Origin of the sequence: Jiangella mangrovi, from assembly GCF_014204975.1 — a bacterium.
GTDB classification, from domain to species: domain Bacteria; phylum Actinomycetota; class Actinomycetes; order Jiangellales; family Jiangellaceae; genus Jiangella; species Jiangella mangrovi.
In genome coordinates this window covers 3,188,618-3,212,237 of the sequence record NZ_JACHMM010000001.1, presented here as the reverse complement: position 1 = coordinate 3,212,237, position 23,620 = coordinate 3,188,618, and the positions used below count along the sequence as shown (strand labels likewise).

The window sequence follows — 23,620 nt, the reverse complement described above, 5'->3', positions numbered from 1 at the left end:
GTCCGGACGACGCTACCCCGCGGCGAGCGACGCGTAGAGCTCCTTTGTTGCGGCGTAGTCGGGCAGCAGGCCGGCCTCGCGCGCGGCGGCCAGGGACGGCGCCGCACGGTCCTTGTCGGACAGGACCGGGGTGATCGGCCGCCCGTCGCGCCCCGTCGCCGGCCAGTCGATGCCCAGCTCCGGGTCCAGGGGGTCGACGCCGTGCTCGCGGCCGGGTGCGTACGGCGCGGTGCACAGGTACATGACGGCGGAGCCGTCGGCCAGGGACAGGAACGCGTGGCCGAGCCCTTCGGCGACGTAGACGGAGCGGCGGTTGACGTCGTCGAGCAGCACGGAGTCCCAGCGTCCGAACGTCGGCGAGCCGACCCGGATGTCGACGACGACGTCGAGCACCGCGCCGGACACGCAGGTGACGTACTTGGCCTGGCTGGGCGGCACGTCGGCGAAGTGCAGGCCGCGCAGCACGCCGGCCGCCGAGACCGACAGGTTGGTCTGCACGATGTCGGGCCGGTGCCCGAGGTGCGGGGCGAGCAGGTCGCCGCGGAAGGACTCGAGGAAGACGCCGCGGGGGTCGCCGAACTGCTGCGGCGTCACCACGAAGGCGTCGCCGACGGCCAGCGGCTCGATCTTCGGGCTCACGCGGGCGCCCCGTCGAGCAGGCCGATGAGGTACTCGCCGTAGCCGGACTTGCGCAGCCGCTCGCCGCGCTCGCGCAGCTGGTCGTCGTCGATGTGGCCCATGCGCCAGGCCACCTCCTCGGGGCAGCCGATCTTCTGGCCCTGCCGAGCCTCGATGACGCGGACGTACTCGCCGGCGGCCAGGAGGTTGTCGAAGGTGCCGGTGTCGAGCCAGGCGGTGCCGCGGGGCAGCACCTCGACGTGCAGGGCGCCGCGCTCGAGGTAGGTGCGGTTGACGTCGGTGATCTCGAGCTCGCCGCGTGCCGACGGCTTCAGCTCGCGGGCGATCTCGACGACGTCGCTGTCGTAGAAGTAGAGGCCGGGGACGGCGTAGTTGCTGCGCGGGGCGGCAGGCTTCTCCTCCATGCTGACCGCGCGCCCGGCGTCGTCGAACTCGACGACGCCGTAGGCGGTGGGGTCGGCGACGTGGTAGGCGAAGACCAGCCCGCCGTCGACCTCGGTGTACTTGCGCAGCTGGGTGCCGAGGCCGGCGCCGTAGAAGATGTTGTCGCCCAGGACCAGCGCCACGTGGTCCGAGCCCACGAAGTCGGCTCCGATGACGAACGCCTGCGCCAGGCCGTCGGGGCTGGGCTGCTGGGCGTAGGAGACGGAGATGCCCAGGTCGGAGCCGTCGCCGAGCAGCGACTGGAACTGCTCCGCGTCGCGCGGCGTGGTGATGACGAGGATGTCCCTGATGCCGGCCAGCATGAGGGTGGTCAGCGGGTAGTAGATCATGGGCTTGTCGAAGACCGGGAGCATCTGCTTGCTGACCGCCACGGTGAGCGGATGCAGCCGCGTTCCCGAGCCGCCCGCCAGGATGATTCCTCGCATGAGCGCCTACGATAGCCCGCGGAAGTGGTGGTTTCGGGAGGGGTCGACATGCGGTTGCTGGTCACGGGTGGAGCCGGCTTCATCGGCTCGCATTACGTCCGCCAGGCGCTGTCCGGCGCCTACCCCGGCCTCGAGGGCGCCGAGGTCGTCGTGCTGGACAAGCTGACCTACGCCGGCAACCCCGCCAACCTCGAGCCCGTCGCCGACGACCCCCGCTTCAGCTTCGTCAAGGGCGACATCCTCGACACCGGTCTGGTCGACGAGCTGATCGCCGCCGCCGACCAGGTCGTCCACTTCGCCGCCGAGAGCCACGTCGACCGCTCCATCCAGGGCGCGGCCGCGTTCGTGCAGACCAACGTCGTCGGCACGCAGACGCTGCTCGACGCCGCGCGGCGCCACGGCGTCGACCGGTTCGTGCACGTGTCCACCGACGAGGTGTACGGCTCCATCGAGTCCGGGTCGTGGACCGAGGACCACATCCTCGAGCCGAACTCGCCGTACAGCGCCAGCAAGGCCGGCAGCGACCTCGTCGCCCTCGCCTACCACCGCACCCACGGCGTGCCGGTCTCGGTCACCCGCTGCTCGAACAACTACGGGCCGTACCAGTACCCCGAGAAGGTCATCCCGCTGTTCGTCACCAACCTGCTCGACGGCCGCAACGTGCCGCTCTACGGCGACGGTCTCAACGTGCGCGACTGGCTGCACGTCGACGACCACTGCCAGGGCATCGAGCTGGTCCGGGCGGGCGGGGCCGCGGGCCGGGTCTACAACATCGGCGGCGGTCGCGAGCTGACGAACAAGGAGCTCACCGGCCTGCTGCTCGACGCGTGCGGGGCCGGCTGGGACCGCGTCGACCACGTCGAGGACCGCCTCGCGCACGACCGCCGCTACTCCGTCGACGACGGCCGGATCCGCGCCGAGCTCGGCTACGCGCCGCGCCGGGACTTCGCCGACGGACTGGCCCGCACCGTCGCCTGGTACCGCGACCAGCGGTCCTGGTGGGAGCCGCTCAAGAACCGCTGATCGAGGGTTGATCCCCCGCCCGGCCGGGGGATACTCGAAGCACCCTGTGGTCGATCGGGAGGATTCGAGGACTTGCGTCGTGTGGTCGGCATCCTTCTGGCGACGGTGCTGGCGGCGACCCTCCTCACCGGGTGGGCGCCCGGCTGGCTGACCGGACCCGACGGCGCCCGCGACGTCCGCCGTCCGGAGCCCAAGACCGTCGACGTCGGTGAGTTCACCGCCGGCGGCAGCAGCCACGCGACCGCCGTCCAGGCCGCCATCGACGCGTCGTCGCCCGGCCAGACCGTCGTGTTCCCCGCGGGCGTCTACGTGCTCGACCGCCCCATCCGGTTCGCGTCGCGCCGCAACTACGCCGCGGCCGACGGCGCCCGGGTCGTCCTGCGCGCTGCCGGCGCCGACGGCGTCACGATCGAGCAGGACCTGCTCCGCGACGTCACCATCAGCGGGCTCGAGTTCGACAACGTCCGCGTCGCGCTGATCGGCTCCGACGACTACAGCGCGGTCTCCGACGTCACGCTGCGCGACTGCTGGTTCCGCAACGGGCGGACGGGCAGCGAGTGGGGCGTCGCCTACGTGCTGCTCCGCCACACCAGCGGGGTCACCGTCGAGGGCTGTGAGTTCCTGCGCGATCGCGCGCACCCCGGCCGCGGCGTCGTCGCCGACACCACCCGCCTCACCGTCGTCAAGGACTCGTGGTTCGGCACCACCCCGGACCTCGACCCGGCCGTGCCCGACGGCTGGTTCCGCACCGCCGTCAACGTGTGGGGCCACGACCTCGCGACCGGCCGGGGCAACGACGAGGTGGTGGTCGACGGCAACGTCTGGCGGCGCACGCCCGGCATCGGCGCGCCGGCCGGGTGCGCGTTCTGCCAGGACCACGGGCTCTACGCGTGGGGCAGCCGGCGCCTCTCGATCGTCGGCAACCGCGCCGACGGCTGGGACGCCTCGCCGGCCGGCGGCTCGATGAAGCTGCGCAACCAGTACGACACCTTCGTCGTCGGCAACCGCATGCGCTCCTCGGGCATCTACACCTACGTCTACGCCAGCCAGAACATGCCCGAGGTGTTCCGGCGGGTCTCCATCCGTGACAACGGCATCGACATGCGCGGCGCCACCGGGTGCCGGCACTACTGCGGGGTCACGTACTGGCGCGACGCCGAGATCACCGGGCAGCAGGGCCCGCCCGAACGCGACGTGTTCATCGGCGGCAACTCGTTCCTGGACGGCGGCCTCATCTCGGTGTCGAGCAGCCGGGCGCGTGAGTTCTGCGTCCAGGGCAACCCGAGGGCCGTGCTGACCTCGCACCTGGGCAGCGTCCGCACCTCGAACTGCGGCGCGGCGCCGGAGTGGGAGGACCCGTTCGCCGGGCTGCACCGCGGCGACTTCGACGGCGACGGCCGCGACGACTTCGTCCAGCTGGTCCGCCCGCGCGACCGCGACCCGTACTGGCGGGCGCACCTCAGCGCCGGCTCCGGCGTCGACATCCAGCGCTGGCCGGCTCGGCTCGACGGCGCGCAGCTGGCGGCCCGGTTCGGGGTCCAGGTCGGCGACTTCGACGGCGACGGCCATGACGACCTCGCCTGGGCCGGTTCCTGCTCGGGCGAGACGCACTGCTGGCGGGTCGCGCTGGGCGGCGACGACGGCTTCGCGCCGCCGAAGCCGTGGGCCCGGCTCGGACCCATCACGGGTGAGACGACCGACTTCGGCGTCCAGGTCGGCGACTTCGACGGCGACGCCCGCGACGACCTCCTCTACCGCGCTCGCTGCGGCCCGTCGGACGAGCGCTGCTGGCGCATGCTGAGCAGCGACGGCGAATCCTTCCAGGCCGGCTCGTGGGGCGACGGCAGCGCCTGGACCGCCGAGAGCGCCGTGTACGGCCTGCTCGTGGCCGACTTCACCGGCGACGGCCGCGACGACGTCGCCTACCGCGGCGCGTGCGGCAACGACGGCGAGCCCTGCTTCCGGATGCACGTCAGCGGCGATCACGGCTTCCAGGTGCGCTCCTGGGGCGATGACTTCTGGCCGGCCGCCGACGGGTCGACGGCGCACTACGGCCTCTCCGTCGGCGACGTGGACGGCGACGGCGACGCCGACCTCGGCTACCGCGGTCTCTGCGGCGACGGAGAGTCGCAATGGCGGTACCACCTGAGCACGGGGTCGGGCTTCACCGTCACCTGCGCGACGCGGGCGAAGCTCCCGCCCGCGCCGTCGCCCCGGTGAGGTTCTGCCGGGGGTCCGAAGTTCTGCCGGGGTGATGAGGTGGGCTCCCCGTCCCCCTGGTGCCCAGTCTCTTAGCCGCGCACCTGCGCCTCAAGTCGGCGCCCACTGTGGTTACTTCGCCGCTGTGGTCGGGGGCTTCGACTTGACCCGCACGCACGCGGCCAAGAACCTGGCACCTATCAGGGGGACGGGGAGACCCTGGGCACGCCTCGCCGCTCCCGTTCGTCCGGTTCGCCGGGGTGTGGACAGCGATGATCATCAAGGATCGCGTACAGTGACGTCCGGCAGAGTGGTGTACCGATCCCGGTGAGCGTGTCGCTGTAGATGTGGGTGACGGCCACCGGGTGATCCTTCGAGTGATCTCTCACAACCGACTCGAAGAAGGACACCAACGATGACCGTCAGGACCAGTATCGACCCTGCCCGCCTGCTCGAGGAACAGCTGGCCCAGGCCAGCCCGGATCTGTTGCGCGAGTTGCTGCAGACGTTCATCAACACGCTGTTGTCGGCCGAGGCTGACGCGGTGTGTGGTGCGCAGTACGGCACGACCAGCCCGGAGCGGGTGAACCGGCGGAACGGCTACCGGCACCGCGACTTCGACACCCGTGCCGGCACGATCGATGTCGCGGTGCCCAAGCTGCGTCAGGGGTCCTACTTCCCCGAGTGGCTGCTCGAGCGCAGGAAGCGGGCCGAGCGGGCACTCACCTCGGTGGTGGCGACCTGCTACCTGCTCGGGGTGTCCACCCGGCGGATGGACAAGCTGGTGCAGTCGTTGGGCATCACGGCCCTGTCGAAGTCGCAGGTTTCGGAGATGGCCAAGGACCTCGACGCGCACGTGGAGCAGTTCCGCACCCGCTCGCTGGCCGACGCCGGGCCGTTCACGTTCGTCGCCGCCGACGCACTCGTGCTCAAGGTCCGCGAGGGTGGCCGGGTCGTCGCAGTCCACGCGCTGGTCGCGACCGGCGTGAACGCCGACGGGCACCGCGAGATCCTCGGCATCCACGTGACCACCAGCGAGGACGGCGCCGGCTGGCTCGCCTTCTGCAGAGATCTGACCGCCCGCGGCCTCACGGGGGTCAAGCTCGTCACGTCCGATGCCCACCGCGGGCTGACCTCCGCGATCGAGGCGACTCTGCCGGGTGCGGCCTGGCAACGCTGCCGCACCCACTACGCCGCCAACCTCATGTCAGCGACACCGAAGAACTCGTGGGGCTGGGTCAAGGCCCTGCTGCACTCCATCTACGACCAGCCCGACGCCGAGTCGGTGCATGCCCAGTTCGACCGCGTCGTCGACGCCCTGACCGAGAAACTCCCCGCCGTCGCTGACCACCTCGAACACGCTCGCGCCGACATCCTGGCCTTCACCGCGTTCCCCAAGGAGATCTGGCGACAAATCTGGTCGAACAACCCCAACGAGCGCCTCAACCGCGAGATCCGCCGCCGCACCGACGTGGTCGGGATCTTCCCCGACCGGCCCTCGATCATCCGCCTCGTCGGCGCCGTCCTGGCCGAACAGCACGACGAGTGGGCCGAAGGCCGCCGCTACCTCGGACTCGACGTCCTCACCCGCTCCCAGGCCGTCGCAACAGCCGAGCAGGAGGTGACCGACGAGGAGCTGACCCTGCAAGCCATCACGGCCTGAAGCACAACGACGAGGGATCAGACCTCGTACACCACGTCACCGGACTTGACCTCGCGTACATCACCAGGCTTTCTCCCACACCACTAGGCCTGCAGGCCTCATGAGGCACCAGAAACCCTGGTGGGCGGCCCAGAAAACGACGGGAGATCCCACATCGCGGACGCGACTTCACTATGCAGAGCCGACCTGACTAGAGCGTGTCTCCTATATGCGCGCCCATGTGATGCAGGCGGACAGCACGACGGCGGCGCGGTAGGTGATCGCGAGCTTGTCGTAGCGGGTGGCCAGTCCTCGCCATTGCTTGATCAGAGCGAAGGAGCGTTCGACGACGTTGCGCTGCTTGTAGGTCTGCTCGTCCAGGGCCGGAGGTCGCCCGCCGGCCGAGCCCTTGCGTTTGCGGGCGGCGATCTCGTTCTTCTTCTGCGGGATCACGGCCTTGATGTGCCGGGCTGCGAGCATCTGGCGGTTGACGCCGGAGGTGTAGGCGCGGTCGGCGATCACCGCGTCCGGGGTGGTGCGGGCCCGGCCCGGCCCCAGGCGAGGGACGCGGATGTCGGCCAGCACCTCGGTAAGCATCACGCCATCGTTGCGCTGCCCGCCGGTGATGACCGCGGCCAGCGGGCGGCCGTGTCCATCCACCGCAAAGTGGATCTTGCTGGTCAGTCCGCCACGCGACTTGCCGATACCGTGACCTGCAGGTTCACGTTCCCCGCCGATCGGGCTAGGAACGAACCCGTCAGGCTGACTCGTGTGATTCGCCCGCGCCCCCCGTGTCCCGCTCCGGGCGCGTGGTGTTCGTGGCGTGCTGGTGGGCACGGTTGATCGTGGCGTCCACCGACACCGTCCAATCGATCTGACCAGCGGCGTCCGCCTGGGCAAGCAGCCCGGCCAGCACCTTGTCCCAGGTCCCATCCTCGGCGTATCGGCGGTGCCGCTTCCAGACCGTCTTCCACGGCCCGAATGGCTCTCGGGGCAGGTCCCGCCACGGGATCCCGGTCCGGTACCGGTAGACGATCCCCTCCACCACCCGCCGGTTATCCCAGAACGGGTGGCCCCGCCGCCCCGCGTTCGACGGCAGCAACGGCTCGATCTGCTCCCACTGAGCATCGGTCAACGACTCAAACCGAGACGAACTCACACTGCGATCATGCAGCGCGACTCATCACAGATATGGGAGACACACCCTAGCCAGAACCGTCCTCTGCACCCGCACGGCCACGCAGAAGACGGTTCTGCGTAGTGAAGTCGATTGGCGCTAGTGAAGACGACCTCCCACCCGTCGCCAGACTCCCCCCGTCCCCCTGATAGCTGCCGAGTTCTTGGCCGCGGGGACCCGGGTCACGTCCAAGCGCCCCCGGGGCGCGCGGACTCGAGGCGAGTGCACGCGGCTAAGACACTGGGCAGCAGGGGGACGGGGAAACCCAGCGCAACCACACGAACCCAAGAAAAGGTCAGGGGAGCAGGTCGTCGAGCATGCCGAGCAGGAGGTGCATGCGCCGGTCGGCGGCCCTGACGCTGCCCCGTTTGACGGCGCGGAAGTAGCGGTTGCGCCAGCCGCTGAGGAACAGCACCAGCGCGACCGCCACCTGCGGCCGCCACGGGACGGCGCCGGCCGCCGCCAGCGCGGGCCGTAGTGACGCCGGCGCCTCGAGCTCGGCGACCAGGCCGCGCGGGTCGGGCGAGGACATCAGGACCTTGACGACGTCGTGGGCGACCGGCCGGTAGCCGGCGTCCTCCCAGTCGACCAGCGCCAGCCGGCCGTCGGTCAGCCGCAGCACGTTGCCCAGGCCGGGGTCGCCGTGGCTCAGCCCGACGGTGAGCGGACGGCCGTCGTCGAGGAGGGCCCGGACCCGCAGCCAGGTGTGGTGCGGGTCGAGGTCGCCCGGCCAGATGCCCGGCGGCGGGTCCTCGGCGAGGCCGGAGAACGCGCTCAGCGCCCGGGCGCGCTGCTCGCCGCCGAGCCGCTCGTGGGTCAGCCCGAGCCGCTCCCAGGTCTCGGCCAGCAGCGCGAGCAACTCGGGGACCGCGTCGGCGGCGTCGGCGGCCCTGACGGGGGCGCCGTCGAACGCCTCCTCGACCAGCCAGTCGGCGACGGCGTCGCCGTCCAGACCGCGCCGGGCCAACCCGCCGTCGAGCACCCGTGGGACGGCGAACGGCGTGCGGCCGGCCAGCGCTCGCTGGTGCTCGCTGCCGATGACCAGCGGCGTCGGCCTGGCGGGGGCGGAGCGCTGCTGCACGACGAGCGTCCGGTGCACCTCCGTGACGTAGAACGCCCGGAAGCGCAGCTGCTCGGCGGTGCGCATGGCGCCGGCCACGACGACGTCAGCGGCGGCCACCGATCGCACCGTCGGCCGACCGTCCGCCACCAGCACCGACGCGCCCGTGCGGTGGTCGACGAAGACACCACTGGTCGGGAAGGCCGTCGTGGTGTCGAGCCGGGCCGAGAACGCGATGCGGTTGTCGTGGAAGAAGTCGCGTCGCCGCAACCGGGCGACCCCCCGCGCGGCCGGCAGGCTGCCCGTCATCCGCTCGATCGCGGCCGTCCAGTCGAGGGACCGGACCGCGTCGGAGATGTCAGGAGCGTGGGCAGGCATCAGGCATGGTAACCAGCACAACGGCCCTGTTCAGGGCCCTTTGACCCGGAATTGAATGAGAGTGTTCTCATCTTCGGCGGCAACCCCGCCACGACAGCGGGGGTCATGCGTGCGAGGCTGCTGTAAAGTCGTCCGGTCACGTCCGCACGCACATCAGCAGCGGCGTGGCCCTCACGTAGTCGTACGGACGGGAACGAAGCAGTGTCGACAGATGTCGCGGTAGTTGGACTGGGTTACGTGGGCCTGCCCTTGGCGCAAGAGGCGAGCCGCTCCGGCCTGCAGGTCATGGGCTTCGACGTGAGCACCAGGGTCGTCGAGGGTCTGAACGAGGGTCGCTCGCACGTCGACGACCTCTCCGACGCCGACATCGCCGAGATGCGCGCCGCGGGCTTCCGCGCCAGCGCCGACGAGTCCGACCTCGACGGCGCCGACGCCATCGTCATCTGCGTGCCGACGCCGCTCTCCGACGACGGCGGGCCCGACCTCGGCGCCGTCAAGGCCGCCGTTGCCACCGTCGGGCGGCACCTGTCCGCGGGCATGCTGGTGGTGCTCGAGTCCACCACCTACCCCGGCACCACCGATGAGGTCGTCCGGCCCATGCTCGAAGAGGCCTCCGGGCTGGTCGCCGGCCGCGACTTCCACCTCGCCTTCTCGCCCGAGCGCATCGACCCGGGCAACCCGAAGTTCGGCATGCGCAACACCCCCAAGGTCGTCGGCGGCCAGACCCCCGAGTGCACCGAGCGGGCGGCCGCGTTCTACCGCCGCTTCGTCGACACCGTCGTCGAGGCCAAGGGCACCCGCGAGGCCGAGACCGCCAAGCTGCTCGAGAACACCTACCGGCACGTCAACATCGCGCTGGTCAACGAGATGGCGCGGTTCTGCCACGAGCTGGGCATCGACCTCTGGGACGTCATCCGGCTGGCCAAGACCAAGCCGTTCGGGTTCCAGGCGTTCTACCCCGGCCCCGGCGTCGGCGGGCACTGCATCCCCATCGACCCCAACTACCTGAGCCACAACGTGCGGGTCCGCCTGGGCTACCCGTTCCGCTTCGTCGAGCTGGCGCAGGAGATCAACGCCACCATGCCGGCGTACGTGGTCCAGCGCATCCAGAACATCCTCAACCTCGACGGCAAGGCCGTGAACGGCTCGACCGTCCTGCTGCTCGGCGTCACGTACAAGCCCGACATCGCCGACCAGCGCGAGTCGCCCGCCGTTCCGCTGGCCAAGCGGCTGATCTCACTCGGCGCCAACGTCGTCTTCCACGACCCCAAGGTCCCGTCGTGGAAGGTCGACGACACCGTCCTCGACTGCGAGCCCGACCTCGACGCCGCGCTGGCCTCGGCCGACCTCGCCGTCGTCCTGCAGCCGCACGCCGAGTACGACGGCCACCTCATCGCCAAGACCGCGAAGCGGGTCTTCGACACCCGCGGCATCACGCCGCTGGGCGACGGCGTCGAGCACATGTGAGCTGATCGGCGGTGTCCGCCCTGCTGCTCGGGGTCGACCGCGCCGACATCACCCCCGGCCGGCCGCTGCCGCTGGCCGGGTTCGCCTTCCGCGACGGGCTGGGTCCGGCGACGGGCACGGCCGGTCCGCTGCGGCTGCGCACGCTGGCGTTCTCCAGCGGCGACGGCGGCGGCAGCGGCGGCGCCGTCGGCGGCGAGCGGGCGGTGCTCGTCTCCGCCGACCTGCTCGGGTGGGGCTTCGACACCGCCGAGCGGGTGCACGGCGAGCTGACCCGGCGCTACGGGCTGCCGGCTCGCTCGGTGCTGTTGCACGCCACCCACACGCACTCCGCCCCGCAGGTGTCGAGAGGATTCGCCCCGGCCATCGGCGCGGTCGACGACGCCTACGTCGACCAGGTCTGCGAGGCGGTCGTCGACGGCGTCGGGCGGGCGCTGGCGGCACTGCGGCCGGTGACCGTCGACCGGTTCGCCGACCGCGCGGCCCTCGGTCACGACCGGCGGGCGGCCCGCTCCCCGTCGACGCTCCCGCGATCGTCCGTCGACCCCGCCGTCACCGTGCTGCGCTTCACGGGGCCTGACGGCGTGGCCGCCCTGCTGGTGCACTTCGCCTGCCACCCGGTGGTCCACCGCGACAACGTGGTCACGCCGGACTTCGCGGGCGCGGCCATGGACCTGGTGGAGCGCCGCTACCCGGGCACGGTGGCGGTCTACGCGCAGGGCTGCTGCGGCGACATCGACCCGCTGCCGTCGTTCGCGACCGTCGACGCCGCGGCCGGCGAGCTGGCGCTCGCGGTCGCCCGGGCGCTGAGCGGCACCCGCATCGACGTGGGACCGGCCGCGCTCGCGACCGAGCGCACCACCGTCGAGCTGCCACTCCAGGACGGCGCGGACCCGCCGTCGGCGCCCGTCGTCGTCTCGTCCCTGCGGCTCGCGGCGGACCTGCAGCTACTCGGTGTCTCCGGCGAGCCGGTGGGCGCGTACGGGCGGCGGGTGGCGGTGCTGTCCGGCGGGACGACCCTGCCGCTCGGCTACACGAACGGCATGACCGGCTACCTCGTCACTGCCCGGCAGCTGGCCCAGGGCGGGTACGAGGCGGACGAGGCGCCGTACTGGTTCGGGCTGCCCGGCCGGTTCGCGCCGCAGGCCGAGGGCGTGCTGCACCGCGCCCTCGCGGCGGCACTGCGCCCGCGTTAGGTTGTGCGGCATGACCGACGACGCCGAGGTCGTGTGGCGGCCCGACCCCCAGGCCGTAGCCGCCAGCCGGATGAGCGAGTTCCGCGCCTGGCTGCGCGACCAGGGCATCGCCGACACCGCCGACTACGACGAGCTGTGGCGCTGGTCGGTCGCCCAGCCGGGCGCGTTCTGGGGCGCCATCGCGCGGTTCTTCGAGGTCGGCTTCGTCGACCCGCCGACGGACGTGCTGCCCGACGTCGTCATGCCGGGCACCCGCTGGTTCCCCGGCGCGACCCTCAACTACGCCGCGCACGCGCTCCGGCCCGGTCCCGGCAAGGGCGGTGAGGACGTCGCGGTGGTCTTCCGGCGCGAGGACGGCCTGCGCACCGAGCTGACCTACGGCGAGCTGCGCCGGCAGGTCGCCGCCATGCGCGCCGCGCTGGCCGCCCAGGGCGTCGGCCCCGGCGACCGGGTGGCCGCGCTGGTGCCGAACGCGCCGCAGACGCTGGTCGCGTTCCTGGCCACAGCCAGTCTGGGCGCCGTCTGGTCGTCCTGCTCCCCCGACTTCGGCGTCCGCGCGGCGGCCGACCGGTTCGCGCAGATCGAGCCGGTCGTGCTGGTCGCCTGCGACGGCTACGTCTACAACGGCAAGGCGGTCGACGTCCGGCCGACGGTGGCGGCGCTGCGGGCGCAGCTGCCGACGCTGCACGCCGTCGTCGGCATCCCGTTCGGCGGAGAGGAGTTGCCCGACGCGCTGGCGTTCGACGACCTGCTCGAGCGGTACGACGGCGCCCCGCTGGAGTTCGACGCCGTCCCGTTCGATCACCCGCTCTGGGTGCTGTACTCGTCCGGCACCACGGGGCTGCCCAAGGGCATCGTGCAGGGACACGGCGGCATCCTGCTCGAGCACCTCAAGTCCCTGGGGCTGCAGCTGGACCTGAAGCCCGGCGAGCGGTTCTTCTGGTTCACCACCGCCGGCTGGATGATGTGGAACTTCCTCGTCAGCGGCCTGCTGGTGGGGTCGACGGTGGTGCTGTACGACGGCAGCCCGGGTCACCCGTCGCTGGGGTCGCTGTGGGACATGGCGGCCGAGGAGCGCATCGGCGTCTTCGGCACGTCGGCGCCGTTCGTGCAGGCCTGCCTCAAGGACGGCCTCTCGCTGAACCCGTCGGCGCTGTCGTCGCTGCGCGCCGTCGGCAGCACCGGGGCGCCGTTGTCGACCGACGGCTTCCGCTGGCTGGGCCGCAACCTGGGACCGTCCGTGCAGATCGCCAGCCTGTCCGGCGGCACCGACGCCTGCACGGCGTTCGTCGGGCCGGCGCCGGACGTCCCGGTCTGGCTCGGCGAGCTGTCCCGGCCCGCGCTCGGCGCCGCGCTGGCCGCGTTCGACGAGGCCGGTCACCCCGTCATCGGCGAGGTCGGCGAGCTGGTGCTGACCGCGCCGATGCCATCGATGCCGGTGTCGTTCTGGGCCGACCCCGACGGCTCCCGGCTGCGGGCGGCCTATTTCGAGGACTACCCCGGCGTCTGGCGGCACGGCGACTGGATCACCATCACGCGGCACGGGTCGGCGGTCATCCACGGGCGCAGCGACTCCACGCTGAACCGCGGCGGCGTCCGCATGGGCACGGCCGAGTTCTACCGCGTCGTCGAGGGCCACCCCGGCGTCGTCGACTCCCTGGTCATCGACACCTCCGGCGCCGGCGACACCGACGGCGAGCTGCTCTGCTTCCTGGTGCTGGCCGACGGGGTCGAGCTGGACGCCGTCGAGCCCGAGCTGCGCAAGGCGCTGCGCGCCGAGCTCTCGCCGCGGCACGTCCCCGACCGCTTCCTCGTGGTCGACGACGTGCCGCGCACCCTGACGGGCAAGAAGTGCGAGGTCCCGGTGAAGCGGATCCTCGCCGGGGTGGCGGCCGAGAAGGCCGTCAGCCGCGAGGCGCTGCGCAACCCCGCGTCCCTCGACCCCTTCGTCGCGCTGGCCGCCACCCGCTGACGACGGCTACTTGCGGCGGCGACGGCCCTCGGGGAGCGGGAGCGGGTCGACGCTCTGGTCGTTGGCCGTCAGGTCGATGCCGTAGTCGCCGGCGAACACCATGTGCGTCTCGATGTCGACGTCGTCGTCCTGCTGGGTGAGGTTGAAGACGCGGGCGCCGCGCAGACGGTTCCGCTCGGCGCCGCTGAGGCCGTAGGTGCCGAAGCCGGTGTTGCCCGCGTAGCCGAGCATGACGCCGTAGTAGTTGCCGACATAGGTGTTGACGTGGTCGTGGCCGCAGAACACGCCGCGCACGTCACCGCGGTCGAGGATCGCGGAGAACATGCCGGAGTTGAACGGGCCGGGGCACTCGGTCTCGTTGCGCTCGCCGACGATGCCGTGCTTGGCGACGGCGCGCGCGTGGTCGGCGTCGGTGCGGCTGTCGACGCTGGCGAACCACATGAAGCGGTACTCCCAGAGCGGGATGTGGATGAACATCAGCGCCGGGACCTTCTTGCCACCGGCCCGCTTCTCGACCAGCTCGGAGGTCTCGGTGTACCAGTGCACCTGGTTCATCCGCAGCCAGTCCCAGTCCGGGTAGCCGGCGAAGTCCTGCCCGGCGATGGTGTCCGGGGCGTAGCGGCCGCTGTCGAGGAGGAACAGGCCGAAGACCGGCTGCTGGCCGCGGGCGCCGCGGATCAGCAGGTTCATGTTGCCGCTGCCGGTGACGCCGTCCGGGCTGGGCTGGTTCTGGTTGTAGGGGTAGGCCCGGTAGAACTCGAGCATGTCCTCTTCGTCCATGCCGGTCTGGGGCGTGGAGTCCTCGTCGTGGTTGCCGTAGGTGATGACCCACGGGATCTCCCGCGACTCCATCGGCTGGACGATGTTGTTCATCGCCTGCTTCATCTCGGTGGCGTTCGCGCAGCCGCCGGTGATGTTGTCGCCGTTGTGCACGACCAGGTCCGGCTGCTCGGCGTCGAGCACCTCGTTCATCAGCTCGATGGTGCGCCGGTCGATGCGCTCGTCGTCCTGGGTGTCGTTGAACTGGACGATCTTGAACGTGCCGTCGGCCTTGAAGCGCAGCGGCCGGTCGGCCTCGGCCGCGCCGGCCGGCGCCGCGCCCGCGAGCGCGCCGGTGGCGCCGAGCGCGAGGGCGGCGGTGCCCAGGCCGCCCATGCGGACGAAGTCGCGACGGTCCCAGCCGGGGGTGTCCTCGGCGTGCTGCTGGTCGTGCTCGCTCATGGCGGCCTCATCTCCTGTGACGACGGGGGTGGTGCCGGGGACGCTAACGACCGACGGGCACGAACGGCCGTCGCGATGGTGGCGGCCGGATGAAGGGCATCCGAATAGGGTCGTCCGCGTGGAACCGTTCCGCATCGACGTGCCCGAGTCCGAGCTGGACGCCCTCCGCGGCCGGTTGCGTGCCACCCGATGGCCCGAGCCCGCCACCGTCGACGACTGGTCGCAGGGGGTGCCGCTCGACTGGCTGCGCGAGCTCTGCGCCTACTGGTCGACGGGGTACGACTGGCGGCGCGTCGAGGGCTGGCTCAACGGACTGCCGCAGTTCCGGACTGAGGTCGACGGGCTCGGGATCCACGGCCTGCACGTCCGGTCGCCGCACGCCGACGCGCTGCCGCTGGTGCTGACGCACGGCTGGCCGGGCTCGATCCTCGAGTCCCGCAAGGTCATCGGCCCGCTGACCGACCCGCCCGACCCCGCCGACGCGTTCCACGTCGTGGTCCCGTCGCTGCCCGGCTACGGGTTCAGCGACAAGCCCGCCCGCGCCGGCTGGGGCGTCGAGCGCATCGCTGCCGCCTGGGCCACCGTCATGGAGCGGCTGGGCTACGACCGCTACGGCGCCCAGGGCTGCGACTGGGGCACGACGGTGTCGACGTTGCTCGGGGTGGCGCACCCGGACCGCGTCGCCGGGATCCACCTCATGCCGCCGCTGGCGCCGCCCGACCCCGCCACGTTCGACGACCTCACCGAGGCCGAGCGCGCGGCCATCGACAGCCTGCGCGAGGCCGAGGAATGGGGCTCCGGCTACTCACGTCAGCAGGCGACCCGGCCCCAGACCGTCGGCTACGGACTGGTCGACTCGCCGGTGGCGCTGTGTGCCTGGATCGCGGAGAAGTACTGGACCTGGACCGACCACGACGACTCGCTCGACCCCGTCGTCGGCCGCGACGAGCTGCTCGACACCGTGATGCTGTACTGGCTGCCCGCCACGGGCGCCTCTGCGGCGCGGCTCTACTGGGAGAGCATCCGCCAGGTCGACGCCTGGATCTCCGACACCGCCGGCGACCCCGTCGACGTCCCCACGGGCTGCACGGTGTTCCCCCGGGAACTGCAGCGGCCGTCGCGGCGGTGGGCGGAGCGGCGCTTCACGAACATCCTCCACTGGGGCGAGCCCGCCCGCGGCGGCCACTTCGCCGCGCTCGAGCAGCCCGACACCTTCGTCGACGAGCTCAGGACGTTCTTCGCCCTGGTGCGGTGAGGGTCAGTCCTGCGGCTCGGAATCCGGGTCGGGGTCCGTCTCGGCGCTGGGTTCCGAGGGCAGCGGCGCGGCCGCGGGCTGGAAGATGTGCAAGCCCTTGTCCTTGCGCAGCCGCAGCCGCTCGTACCCGGCCAGCTCCTCGGTCCAGCGCGAGCTGACCGCCCACTCGTCGGGGCGGTTGGCGTCGTCGAGGGCGAAGACCGCGTCGCTCGAGGCGTGCGGCAGCAGCGCCGGAACGGCGGGATAGCGGGCCAGCGGGCCGAGGTCGCCGGGCGGGCCGTCGATGAAGACGAGGTCGATGCCCTCGAGGTCCTTGACCGCCTCGATGTCGTACCAGAGCCACTCGCGGTCCTCGCCGTCGCGGCGCCACGGGGTGAGCGGCGCGTAGCGCACCTCGACGACGTCCTCGAGACCGTGGTCGCGCAGCCGGCGCATGGACTCCTCGGCGAAGTTCTTGTCGTGCTCGAGCGCGACGATGCGGCCGGTGCCGAGCTTCTGGACGGCGTAGCCGAGCAGGATGCTGGAGACCCCGCTGCCGCACTCGACGATGAGTGACGGCCGGGTGGCCCAGACCCGCTCGACCAGCCACTGGACGGCGTCGGGCGAGGCGGCCCAGCTGCGCAGGGGCGGCAGCGGCGCACGCGGCTGCAGCAGCTCGCGGAGGTCGAGCAGCGCCTCGACCTGCCAGTAGACCTGGGCGACGTCGCGGCTGCTGACGGCGAAGCCGTCGGTGACCGACTTCTCGAGCCGGCCGGAGCTGTCGCGGACCGACGCCTCGAGCGCGTCGAGCCGGGCCTCGAGGGCGGCCAGGCGCGTGGCCTCGTCGCGATCGTGCGCGGCGCTGCGGCCGGCGGCGTCCTCGACGGAACGGAGCATCCGGTCGACCGCGTCGCCGACCACGCCGACCTGGCTGGCCCGGCGGGCGTCGGCGGCCAGGAGCTTGCCCAGCGCCGGCTGCTGCGCGTGGATGCGCAGGACGGCCGCGCCGATGACGGCCAGCGCGGCGAGGCACAGCACCACACCGGCCAGCACCAGACCGTTCGCCCAGCTCAGGGCGCCACCCGCGGCCGCGGCCAGAACACCTGCGACCCCCGCCGCGGCGGCGAGCGCCGCGGCCGGGATCAGCCTGCGCATCGGCAGAACGCGCATGTGCATCCACCTCGTGCTCGGTGCCGGAATACTCGTGATCCGGGCAAGGTCGGCCTACAGTACACCCTGTTGCGCCGGCAACGGACTCACGGGCGCAGGCGCCACCAGGTGCTCCTGATACCGGTGACGGAGCGGAACTCCTCACCGCTGACGGTGACGGCGCCGGCGCTGCCCCCGATGACTACCCGCCGCACCCGCCCGCCCCAGGCTCCGTTGCCGTCGCGCCTGGTCACCTCGATGGTGCGCAGGCTGCCGATGCTCGGATAGGCCCGCTCCAGCCGGTCCAGCGGCACCAGTGCGGACCAGTGGTGGGCCTGGCTGTCGACCACCCCGTCGTAGGGGTCGGCGAAGGCGCGCAGGTACGGCATCGACCCGGCGGCGGTCCAGCCGCCGTTGGCCGACCCGAACTGCGTGAACGCGGGCCGGCCGTCGTACATGAGCAGCTGCCCGGCGGTCGCGTCGACGGCCTCGTTGCCGCTGGGGTGCTCGTAGGCCGCGACGACGCCGCCCGACGGCGTGAAGTCGGCGACGCCGTCGAAGACCTGGCACGCCGTGGTGTCGCAGGTGTCGTACCAGCGCCCGGCGTTGGCGCGGCGCTCGAACGAGACGTAGGTCCGTGCGGCGACGGCCTGCGCGCGCACCGCCGCCTGCGGCCAGCTGGCCGGCATCTCCTGCGGCACGACCGACCGGAGATAGGACTGCATGGTCGTGATGACGACGGTGGCCAGCCCCGGCGCCGGGCCGACCCCGACGACACGCAGGGCGCCGCGGTACTCGCGATGGGTGCCGCCCAGCACCAGCCGGATCCGTCCGTCGGCGGTGTACAGCGTGGCCGGGCCGTCGTGCACGAGGTTGCCGCCGATGCGCACGTTCTGCCAGCCGCCGGCGATGCGGCCCTGGACCGCGAGCGTGCCGGCCTGCCGGATCACCCGCCAGTGGTCGACGGGGTACCCGCCGATGTCGCCCGGCAGCGCCGCACTGCCCGACGGCACCGTCACCCGCAGCCCGTCCTCGTGCACCACCTCGGTGGTGTCGTCGCTGTCCGCCCGGATGTGCACCCGCAGCAGCGGCTCGCCGCGGCTGCTCAGCGTCGTGCCCGGGTAGTAGTGGGCGAGGATCTGCGCGTGGCTCAGGCCGGAGGTGGCCGCCCCGTACGCGCCCCACTGCGACATGCCGCGCCCGTGCCCGAACCCGAGGCCCTCGAGGGCGAGGTTCCCCGACGCGGGCGCCACCATCCGCTCCACCTGCGACGACGGCGACGACGGCGACGACGGCGCGGACGACGGGGACGGCGTCGCGGCCGGCGCAGCCGACGACGTCGGCACACCGGTCAGGAGTGCGACCGCCGCGGCGAGCACGGCGATCGGCCGCACGTCAGGCCAGCCAATCGAAGATGGACCACCCGGAGGCCAGGACGCTGCTGCCGGAGAACGAGCCGGACCCGTTGCCGGTGTAGATGCGCGCGACGCCGTCGGGGAAGACCGCCACCAGGTCCGGACGGCCGTCGCGGTTCACGTCGCCGGCGCCGGCGACCCGCGCGCCCCGCCAGCCGCTGCCGATGGCACGCACCGCGCCGAACGCACCGGTGCCGGTGCCCGGGTACAGCCATAGCCGCCCGTCCAGGCCGCGGGCCAGCAGGTCGACCTTGCCGTCGCCGTCCCAGTCGCCGGGGCCGACCAGCATGTTCATGATCTGCCAGCCGCTGCCGATGCGCCGGGCCGAGCCCACGCCGCCGTCGGCGCGGCCGGGGTAGAGCCAGAGCGTCTTGTCCGAGCGCTTGCGGGCCAGCAGGTCCGGGAGCCCGTCGCCGTTCCAGTCGCCGACGGCGGTGACCATGTCGACGGTGTCGAAGCCGACGCCGATGCGGCGGGTGGCGAGGAAGCCCGCCGCGCCGTTGCCGGAGTACAGCCACAGCGTGCCGTCGGAGCGCCGCGTTGCGATGACGTCGTCGTTGCCGTCGCGGTCCCAGTCTCCGGGCAGCACGACGGTCGCCATGGTGTCCCAGCCGACACCCAGCTGCCGCGACGACCGGTAGCCGCCGGCCGGGCTGCCCGGGTAGAACCAGAGCGTCCCGTTCGTCCGCCGGGCCACGAGGTCGGGCGCCGTGACGGAGTCGAGGCTGCGGCTCGGCGAGAGGCCCATGAAGGCGGCCACCCCGGCCCTGATGCGGCCCAGCCGGGCGTACAGCTCGTCGCCGGGGCACTCGGTCGCGGCGGCGTCGCGGTGCCCGGCGACCGCCGGCCACCACTCGCCGTCGTAGCGGACGGCGTAGCGCGGATCGACGCCGTGCAGCCGGAACTTCCAGGCGAACAGCCGCTCGTACGCGACGAGGACGGCGTCGCTCGGGACGTTGTTCGAGTAGGTGCCCAGCGCGGACGCGGCGAACGCGTCGTCGTTGTAGCCGGCGGTGTGCGCGCCGATGACGGCCCGCTCCACCCCGCCGTAGCGGCCCTCCCAGATGGTGCCGAAGCGGTCGACGATGAAGTTGTAGCCGATGTCGTTCCAGCCGCGGGAGCGCACGTGGTACGTGTAGATCGACCGGATCATGTTCGGCACGTCGGCCGGCGCGTAGTTGTTCGCGCTGACCGTGTGGTGCACGAACGCGCCGTTGACCTCTCCGAAGTCCGGCGGGTCGGCGCGCAGGCTCTCGTCGGCGCCCCACTGGGCCCGGCTGCGGATGCCCGGGCGGGCGGCGATGCGGCCGGTCTCGGCGGCGTAGGCGGCCGGCGCGGTGACGTCCATGGCGGCGTCGGCTCGGGCCCGCTCGTCCGGGCGGACCAGGTCGAGGCGCAGGTCCTGGGGACTCGCGCCGCCGGCGGTGTCGACGCGCACCTGGACGGCGTCGGCGGTGGTCACCAGCAGCGGGTCGGTCCCGGCGCGCCGCCCGGCCGCGGCGGCGGCCTCGGCGGACCCCGGGTCGGGAGCGTGGTCGTCGCCGTGCGGCAGCTCGTACCACTGCGACCAGGCGCCGTCGGTGCGCAGCCGCACCCACGCGACCACGTCGGCGTCGCCCCGCCAGGTGACGGCGGCCAGGTTGAACGGGCGGACCTGCAGCTGCTCGGTCGAGGCGACGGTCAGGTGGCCGGACCGCGCGGCCGGGGCCCGATCACCGGGTGGCGGGGCGGCCGCCAGGCCGGTCAGCGGGATGGTCTGCAGGATCGAGCCGCTGGACGGTGTCAGCGCTGCCCGGGTCTCGGCGGCCGGCGTGGAGCCGGTCGTCAGGTCGTCGGCGGTGGCGATGCCCGCGACTGCCGTGAGCATCGACAACGCGGCCGCTGCGCTCGTGAGCACGAGCGGCGCGTGGTGAGCGCGTGGTCGTCCCATCCCCCGGTCCCATCGGCCGTGTGATTGAAGTTGCCAATGTGACAACAGTGACGACAGTACGCCTGAATGGCGGTTTCGGCAGTGAGATGGGTGAAACCGTTTGACGGAGAAAGATTCAGCCGAGTGGCGGTGCCGGGACGCGCTCGCCCTCGGTCAGCGAGCCCGCGGCGTCGTCCTCGGGGTGCGCCCAGGGCAGCTCACGACCGAGAAGCTCCTGGTAGAGCGCCCGCAACGACTCCTCCTGCCGCGCCCACGAGTAGCGCTCGCGGAAGGCGGGGTCGTGCACCGCCTTGCGGTAGGTGTCGAGGTCGTCGAGCACCGCCGACACCGCGCGCGCCATGTCGGCGGGGTTCTCGACGGCGAAGACCTCGCCGACACCGTTCTCGCGCACCAGCGCGGCCTGGGCGGTGAGGTCGCTGACGACCAGCGGCAACCCGGCGTAGAGGTACTCGAAGAGCTTGTTCGGCAGCGTCACCTCGTGGCTGCGGAACCGCAGGCCCGGGAAGCAGCCGATGTCGGCCTCGCGCAGGTAGTCGACCACCTGGCCGGGGTGGACGGGGTTGACGAAGTGCACGCGGTGGCCGATGCCGTCGCGCTCGGTGCCGGCCTTGAGCTGGCGGACGAACCACGTGCTGTTGTTGGGCACGCAGACGACGGCCAGGTGGACGTCCTCGGGCAGGTGCGCGAGGGAGTCGATGGCGGTGTGCAGGCCGCGCGCCGTGGTCAGCACGCCGGCGTACACGACCAGCCGCACGTCACTGCCGATGCCGGCCCGCTCGCGCAGGCTGGGTGCCTGCTGGGAGCCGTCGACGACCGGGGTGTTGATGACCACGGCCGGACGGTGCGGCAGGCGGTAGCGCTCGACCAGCGCGTCGGCCATGGTCGGGCTGACGGTGACCATGCGGTCCGCCTCGGCGACGAACTCCTTCTCATGGTCGGCCCAGGCGGCGATGACCCGCTTGGTGCGCGACCCGCTCTGGGAGAGACCCGCCACGAACTCGTGCGCGTCGTAGACGAACCTGACCTCGCGGCCGCGGGCGCGGGCCCGGGCGACCGCGCGGGAGGCGACGCCGAGCATGTCGACGTCGTGCGCGTGCAGGACGTCGAACTCGAGGGCGTCGAGCACGGGGCCCAGGGCGAGCTCGCGGTCGAGCTGCTCGGGCAGCTCACGCCGCCACCGGATGCCCCACTCGCGGTGCCCGCGGCGCTCGTCGCGCTTCGCCCGCCAGGCCGTGGCCCGGCGGTCGGCCGACGTGCGGAGCCGCACGACCAGCCCGGAGGCCTTCAGCCGCGCCTTGCGGACGGCCAGCGCCGGAGCGGCCGGGCGCGGGCGGCGCAGCGCGTCGGTGGCCAGCTCGGCCCGGCGGAACTTCAGCCGCAGCGCCGCCGCCGTGCGGTCCTGGTCGCTGCGCCAGCCGACCACGGGCGCGGCGGGCACCGCGGCCCGCTTGCGCTGTTCGGTCCGGGCCGCCTTGATCCGGGTCGGGATGGGCACCCGCAGGATCGTGACGTCGCCCATGGCCGCCGTCGTGGTGGCGCCGTCGGTGGCCCAGCCCACCACCGTCACCCGGCAGCCCATGCGCGCGACGGTCAGCGCCTCCTTCTTGACCCGGCTGTCGATCGTGACGTCGTTGGAGACGATCATGACGACGTTCGGGACGGCGGCACCCGCGGCGCCCGGACCGGTGGTCACTGCGCCGCGTCCCGCCCGCGGCCGACGACGATGCGCGTGACGCCCGGCCAGCGCGCCGGGTCGGTGACGTCGCGGCCGTCGACCAGGACCTTGGCGCCCGGCACGGTGTCGGTGTCGAACTCGGCGTACTCGGGGTGGTCGGCCTGGACGACGACGGCGTCGGCCTGCTCGCCCGGGTGGTAGGGCGTGAAGCCGTACGCGCTCAGCTCGTCGTCGGTGTACATGGGGTCGTGGACCAGCACGTCGGCGCCGCGGGAGCGCAGCTCGGCGACCACCGGGAAGACCCCGGAGAACGCGGTCTCCTTGACCTTGCCGCGGTAGGAGGCGCCGAGGACGACGACCCGGGCCCCGGCCAGCGAGCCGTAGGCGGCCTCGACCAGGCCGACGGTGTAGGACGGCATGCCCATGTTGGCCTCGCGGGCCGCCCGCACGATGGTGGCGTCGGGGTCGGTCCACAGGTAGAGCCGCGGGTACACCGGGATGCAGTGGCCGCCGACGGCGACACCAGGCCGGTGGATGTGGCTGTACGGCTGCGAGTTCGACGCCTCGATGACGGAGTAGACGTCGATGTCGTGCGACGCGGCGAACCGGGCGAACTGGTTGGCCAGGCCGATGTTGACGTCGCGGTAGGTGGTCTCGGCGAGCTTGGCCATCTCAGAGGCCTCGGCGCTGCCGAGGTCCCAGACGCCGTTGCCGCGCTCGAGGTCGGGCCGCTCGTCGAAGTCGAGCACGGCCTGGTAGAACTCCACGGCCTTCGCGGCGCCGTCGGCGGAGAGCCCGCCCACCAGCTTCGGGTAGCGGCGCAGGTCGGCGAAGACGCGTCCGGTGAGCACCCGCTCGGGCGAGAAGACGAGGTGGAAGTCCTGGCCCTCGGTGAGCCCGGACACCTCTTCGATGAGCGGTTTCCAGCGCGTGCGCGTGGTGCCGACGGGGAGCGTGGTCTCGTACGAGACCAGCGTGCCCGGGGTCAGGTGCTCGGCGAGCGAGCGGGTGGCGGCGTCCATCCAGCCGAAGTCGGGCTGCCAGGTGTCGTCGTCGACGAACAGGGGCACGACCACGACCACGGCGTCGCTGCCGGGGACGGCGTCGGCATAGTCGGTGGTGGCCCGCAACCGGCCGGCCGGGACCAGCTCGGCGAGCTTCTCGCCCAGGTGGGCCTCGCCGGGGAAGGGCTCGCGGCCCTGGTTGACGACATCGACCAGTGCCTGGTTGATGTCGACCCCGATGACTTCATGGCCCTTGCCGGCGAACTGCACGGCCAACGGCAGGCCGATCTTCCCCAGGGCGACGACGGTGATGCGCACGGATGACCTCGGTCGCGATCGTAGGATGACGAACGCCGTATAGGGTACCTGCGTC

The 23,620-nt window shown here is 72.4% G+C and carries 17 protein-coding genes; 7 read left to right on the top strand and 10 right to left on the bottom strand.

Annotated features, from left to right (window positions below):
- Positions 1-12 precede the first annotated feature (12 nt).
- A complete protein-coding gene (gene rfbC / locus HD601_RS15000; protein ID WP_184823102.1) occupies positions 13-639 on the bottom strand; it encodes a dTDP-4-dehydrorhamnose 3,5-epimerase in 627 nt (208 codons plus the stop codon).
- On the bottom strand, positions 636-1,508 hold the full coding sequence (rfbA, locus tag HD601_RS14995; RefSeq protein WP_184823100.1) for a glucose-1-phosphate thymidylyltransferase RfbA: 873 nt from the start codon (positions 1,506-1,508) through the stop codon (positions 636-638). Before rfbA ends, rfbC begins: the two co-directional genes overlap by 4 nt.
- A 48-nt stretch (positions 1,509-1,556) precedes the next feature.
- Here rfbA and rfbB point away from each other — a divergent pair, with 48 nt between their 5' ends.
- The 3 genes from rfbB to HD601_RS14980 all read left to right on the top strand — a co-directional run bounded on the left by rfbB (position 1,557) and on the right by HD601_RS14980 (position 6,393).
- Positions 1,557-2,531, top strand: a complete 975-nt coding sequence (gene rfbB, locus HD601_RS14990; RefSeq protein ID WP_184823098.1) for a dTDP-glucose 4,6-dehydratase — start codon at positions 1,557-1,559, stop codon at positions 2,529-2,531.
- Positions 2,532-2,612: 81 nt separating this feature from the next.
- On the top strand, positions 2,613-4,751 hold the full coding sequence (locus HD601_RS35710; RefSeq protein ID WP_184823096.1) for an FG-GAP-like repeat-containing protein: 2,139 nt from the start codon (positions 2,613-2,615) through the stop codon (positions 4,749-4,751).
- Between the two features lie 394 nt (positions 4,752-5,145).
- Positions 5,146-6,393 (top strand): IS256 family transposase, encoded by a 1,248-nt coding sequence (locus HD601_RS14980; protein WP_184818915.1) that lies wholly within the window; start codon positions 5,146-5,148, stop codon positions 6,391-6,393.
- 204 nt (positions 6,394-6,597) lie between these two features.
- Here the strand turns inward: HD601_RS14980 and HD601_RS14975 are convergent.
- Positions 6,598-7,531, bottom strand: a protein-coding gene (locus HD601_RS14975) for an IS5 family transposase (RefSeq protein WP_425503369.1) whose coding sequence is annotated in 2 segments (ribosomal slippage) — positions 6,598-7,150 and positions 7,149-7,531 — 936 coding nt in all. Because the reading frame shifts where the segments join, the coding sequence is not laid out codon by codon here.
- A 313-nt stretch (positions 7,532-7,844) separates the two neighbouring features.
- Positions 7,845-8,987, bottom strand: coding sequence for an aminoglycoside phosphotransferase family protein (locus tag HD601_RS14970; protein ID WP_184823094.1), 1,143 nt, complete (start codon positions 8,985-8,987; stop codon positions 7,845-7,847).
- 201 nt (positions 8,988-9,188) lie between these two features.
- On the opposite strand from HD601_RS14970, the gene HD601_RS14965 reads away from it, so the two are divergent.
- The 3 genes from HD601_RS14965 to HD601_RS14955 are packed head-to-tail and all read left to right on the top strand — an operon-like array spanning position 9,189 to position 13,619.
- Complete coding sequence (locus HD601_RS14965) at positions 9,189-10,454, top strand: nucleotide sugar dehydrogenase (RefSeq protein ID WP_184823092.1); 1,266 nt, start codon at positions 9,189-9,191, stop codon at positions 10,452-10,454.
- 11 nt (positions 10,455-10,465) lie between these two features.
- Positions 10,466-11,647, top strand: a complete 1,182-nt coding sequence (locus tag HD601_RS14960; RefSeq protein ID WP_184823090.1) for a neutral/alkaline non-lysosomal ceramidase N-terminal domain-containing protein — start codon at positions 10,466-10,468, stop codon at positions 11,645-11,647.
- Between the two features lie 10 nt (positions 11,648-11,657).
- A complete protein-coding gene (locus HD601_RS14955; protein WP_184823088.1) occupies positions 11,658-13,619 on the top strand; it encodes an acetoacetate--CoA ligase in 1,962 nt (653 codons plus the stop codon).
- A gap of 6 nt (positions 13,620-13,625) precedes the next feature.
- Here HD601_RS14955 and HD601_RS14950 read toward each other — a convergent pair whose 3' ends face one another.
- Positions 13,626-14,840, bottom strand: a complete 1,215-nt coding sequence (locus tag HD601_RS14950; protein WP_184823086.1) for a metallophosphoesterase family protein — start codon at positions 14,838-14,840, stop codon at positions 13,626-13,628.
- A gap of 118 nt (positions 14,841-14,958) precedes the next feature.
- On the opposite strand from HD601_RS14950, the gene HD601_RS14945 reads away from it, so the two are divergent.
- Entirely contained in the window at positions 14,959-16,095 is a 1,137-nt protein-coding gene (locus HD601_RS14945) for an alpha/beta fold hydrolase (protein WP_221441000.1), read from the top strand.
- 3 nt (positions 16,096-16,098) lie between these two features.
- Here HD601_RS14945 and HD601_RS14940 read toward each other — a convergent pair whose 3' ends face one another.
- The 5 genes from HD601_RS14940 to HD601_RS14920 all read right to left on the bottom strand — a co-directional run bounded on the left by HD601_RS14940 (position 16,099) and on the right by HD601_RS14920 (position 23,565).
- Positions 16,099-17,244, bottom strand: a complete 1,146-nt coding sequence (locus HD601_RS14940) for a class I SAM-dependent methyltransferase (RefSeq protein ID WP_184823082.1) — start codon at positions 17,242-17,244, stop codon at positions 16,099-16,101.
- 86 nt (positions 17,245-17,330) lie between these two features.
- Positions 17,331-18,617, bottom strand: coding sequence for a SpoIID/LytB domain-containing protein (locus tag HD601_RS34820; RefSeq protein WP_184823080.1), 1,287 nt, complete (start codon positions 18,615-18,617; stop codon positions 17,331-17,333).
- 1 nt (position 18,618) lies between these two features.
- Positions 18,619-20,535: an FG-GAP-like repeat-containing protein gene (locus tag HD601_RS14930; RefSeq protein ID WP_184823078.1), complete on the bottom strand. Its 1,917-nt coding sequence runs from the start codon at positions 20,533-20,535 to the stop codon at positions 18,619-18,621.
- 148 nt (positions 20,536-20,683) lie between these two features.
- Entirely contained in the window at positions 20,684-22,261 is a 1,578-nt protein-coding gene (locus HD601_RS14925) for a glycosyltransferase (RefSeq protein WP_184823076.1), read from the bottom strand.
- The gene (locus tag HD601_RS14920; protein WP_184823074.1) at positions 22,258-23,565 is read right to left on the bottom strand and encodes a nucleotide sugar dehydrogenase; all 1,308 of its coding nucleotides are present in this window, start codon (positions 23,563-23,565) and stop codon (positions 22,258-22,260) included. Before HD601_RS14920 ends, HD601_RS14925 begins: the two co-directional genes overlap by 4 nt.
- Positions 23,566-23,620: the final 55 nt, after the last annotated feature.

What these genes read in the sequence shown, in the direction of transcription:
- rfbA (WP_184823100.1), bottom strand. Translation starts at nt 1,508, where the DNA reads ATGCGAGGAATCATCCTGGCGGGCGGCTCGGGAACGCGGCTGCATCCG.
- rfbB (WP_184823098.1), top strand. Translation starts at nt 1,557, where the DNA reads ATGCGGTTGCTGGTCACGGGTGGAGCCGGCTTCATCGGCTCGCATTAC.
- HD601_RS14980 (WP_184818915.1), top strand. Translation starts at nt 5,146, where the DNA reads ATGACCGTCAGGACCAGTATCGACCCTGCCCGCCTGCTCGAGGAACAG.
- HD601_RS14970 (WP_184823094.1), bottom strand. Translation starts at nt 8,987, where the DNA reads ATGCCTGCCCACGCTCCTGACATCTCCGACGCGGTCCGGTCCCTCGAC.
- HD601_RS14955 (WP_184823088.1), top strand. Translation starts at nt 11,658, where the DNA reads ATGACCGACGACGCCGAGGTCGTGTGGCGGCCCGACCCCCAGGCCGTA.
- HD601_RS14950 (WP_184823086.1), bottom strand. Translation starts at nt 14,840, where the DNA reads ATGAGCGAGCACGACCAGCAGCACGCCGAGGACACCCCCGGCTGGGAC.
- HD601_RS14940 (WP_184823082.1), bottom strand. Translation starts at nt 17,244, where the DNA reads ATGCGCGTTCTGCCGATGCGCAGGCTGATCCCGGCCGCGGCGCTCGCC.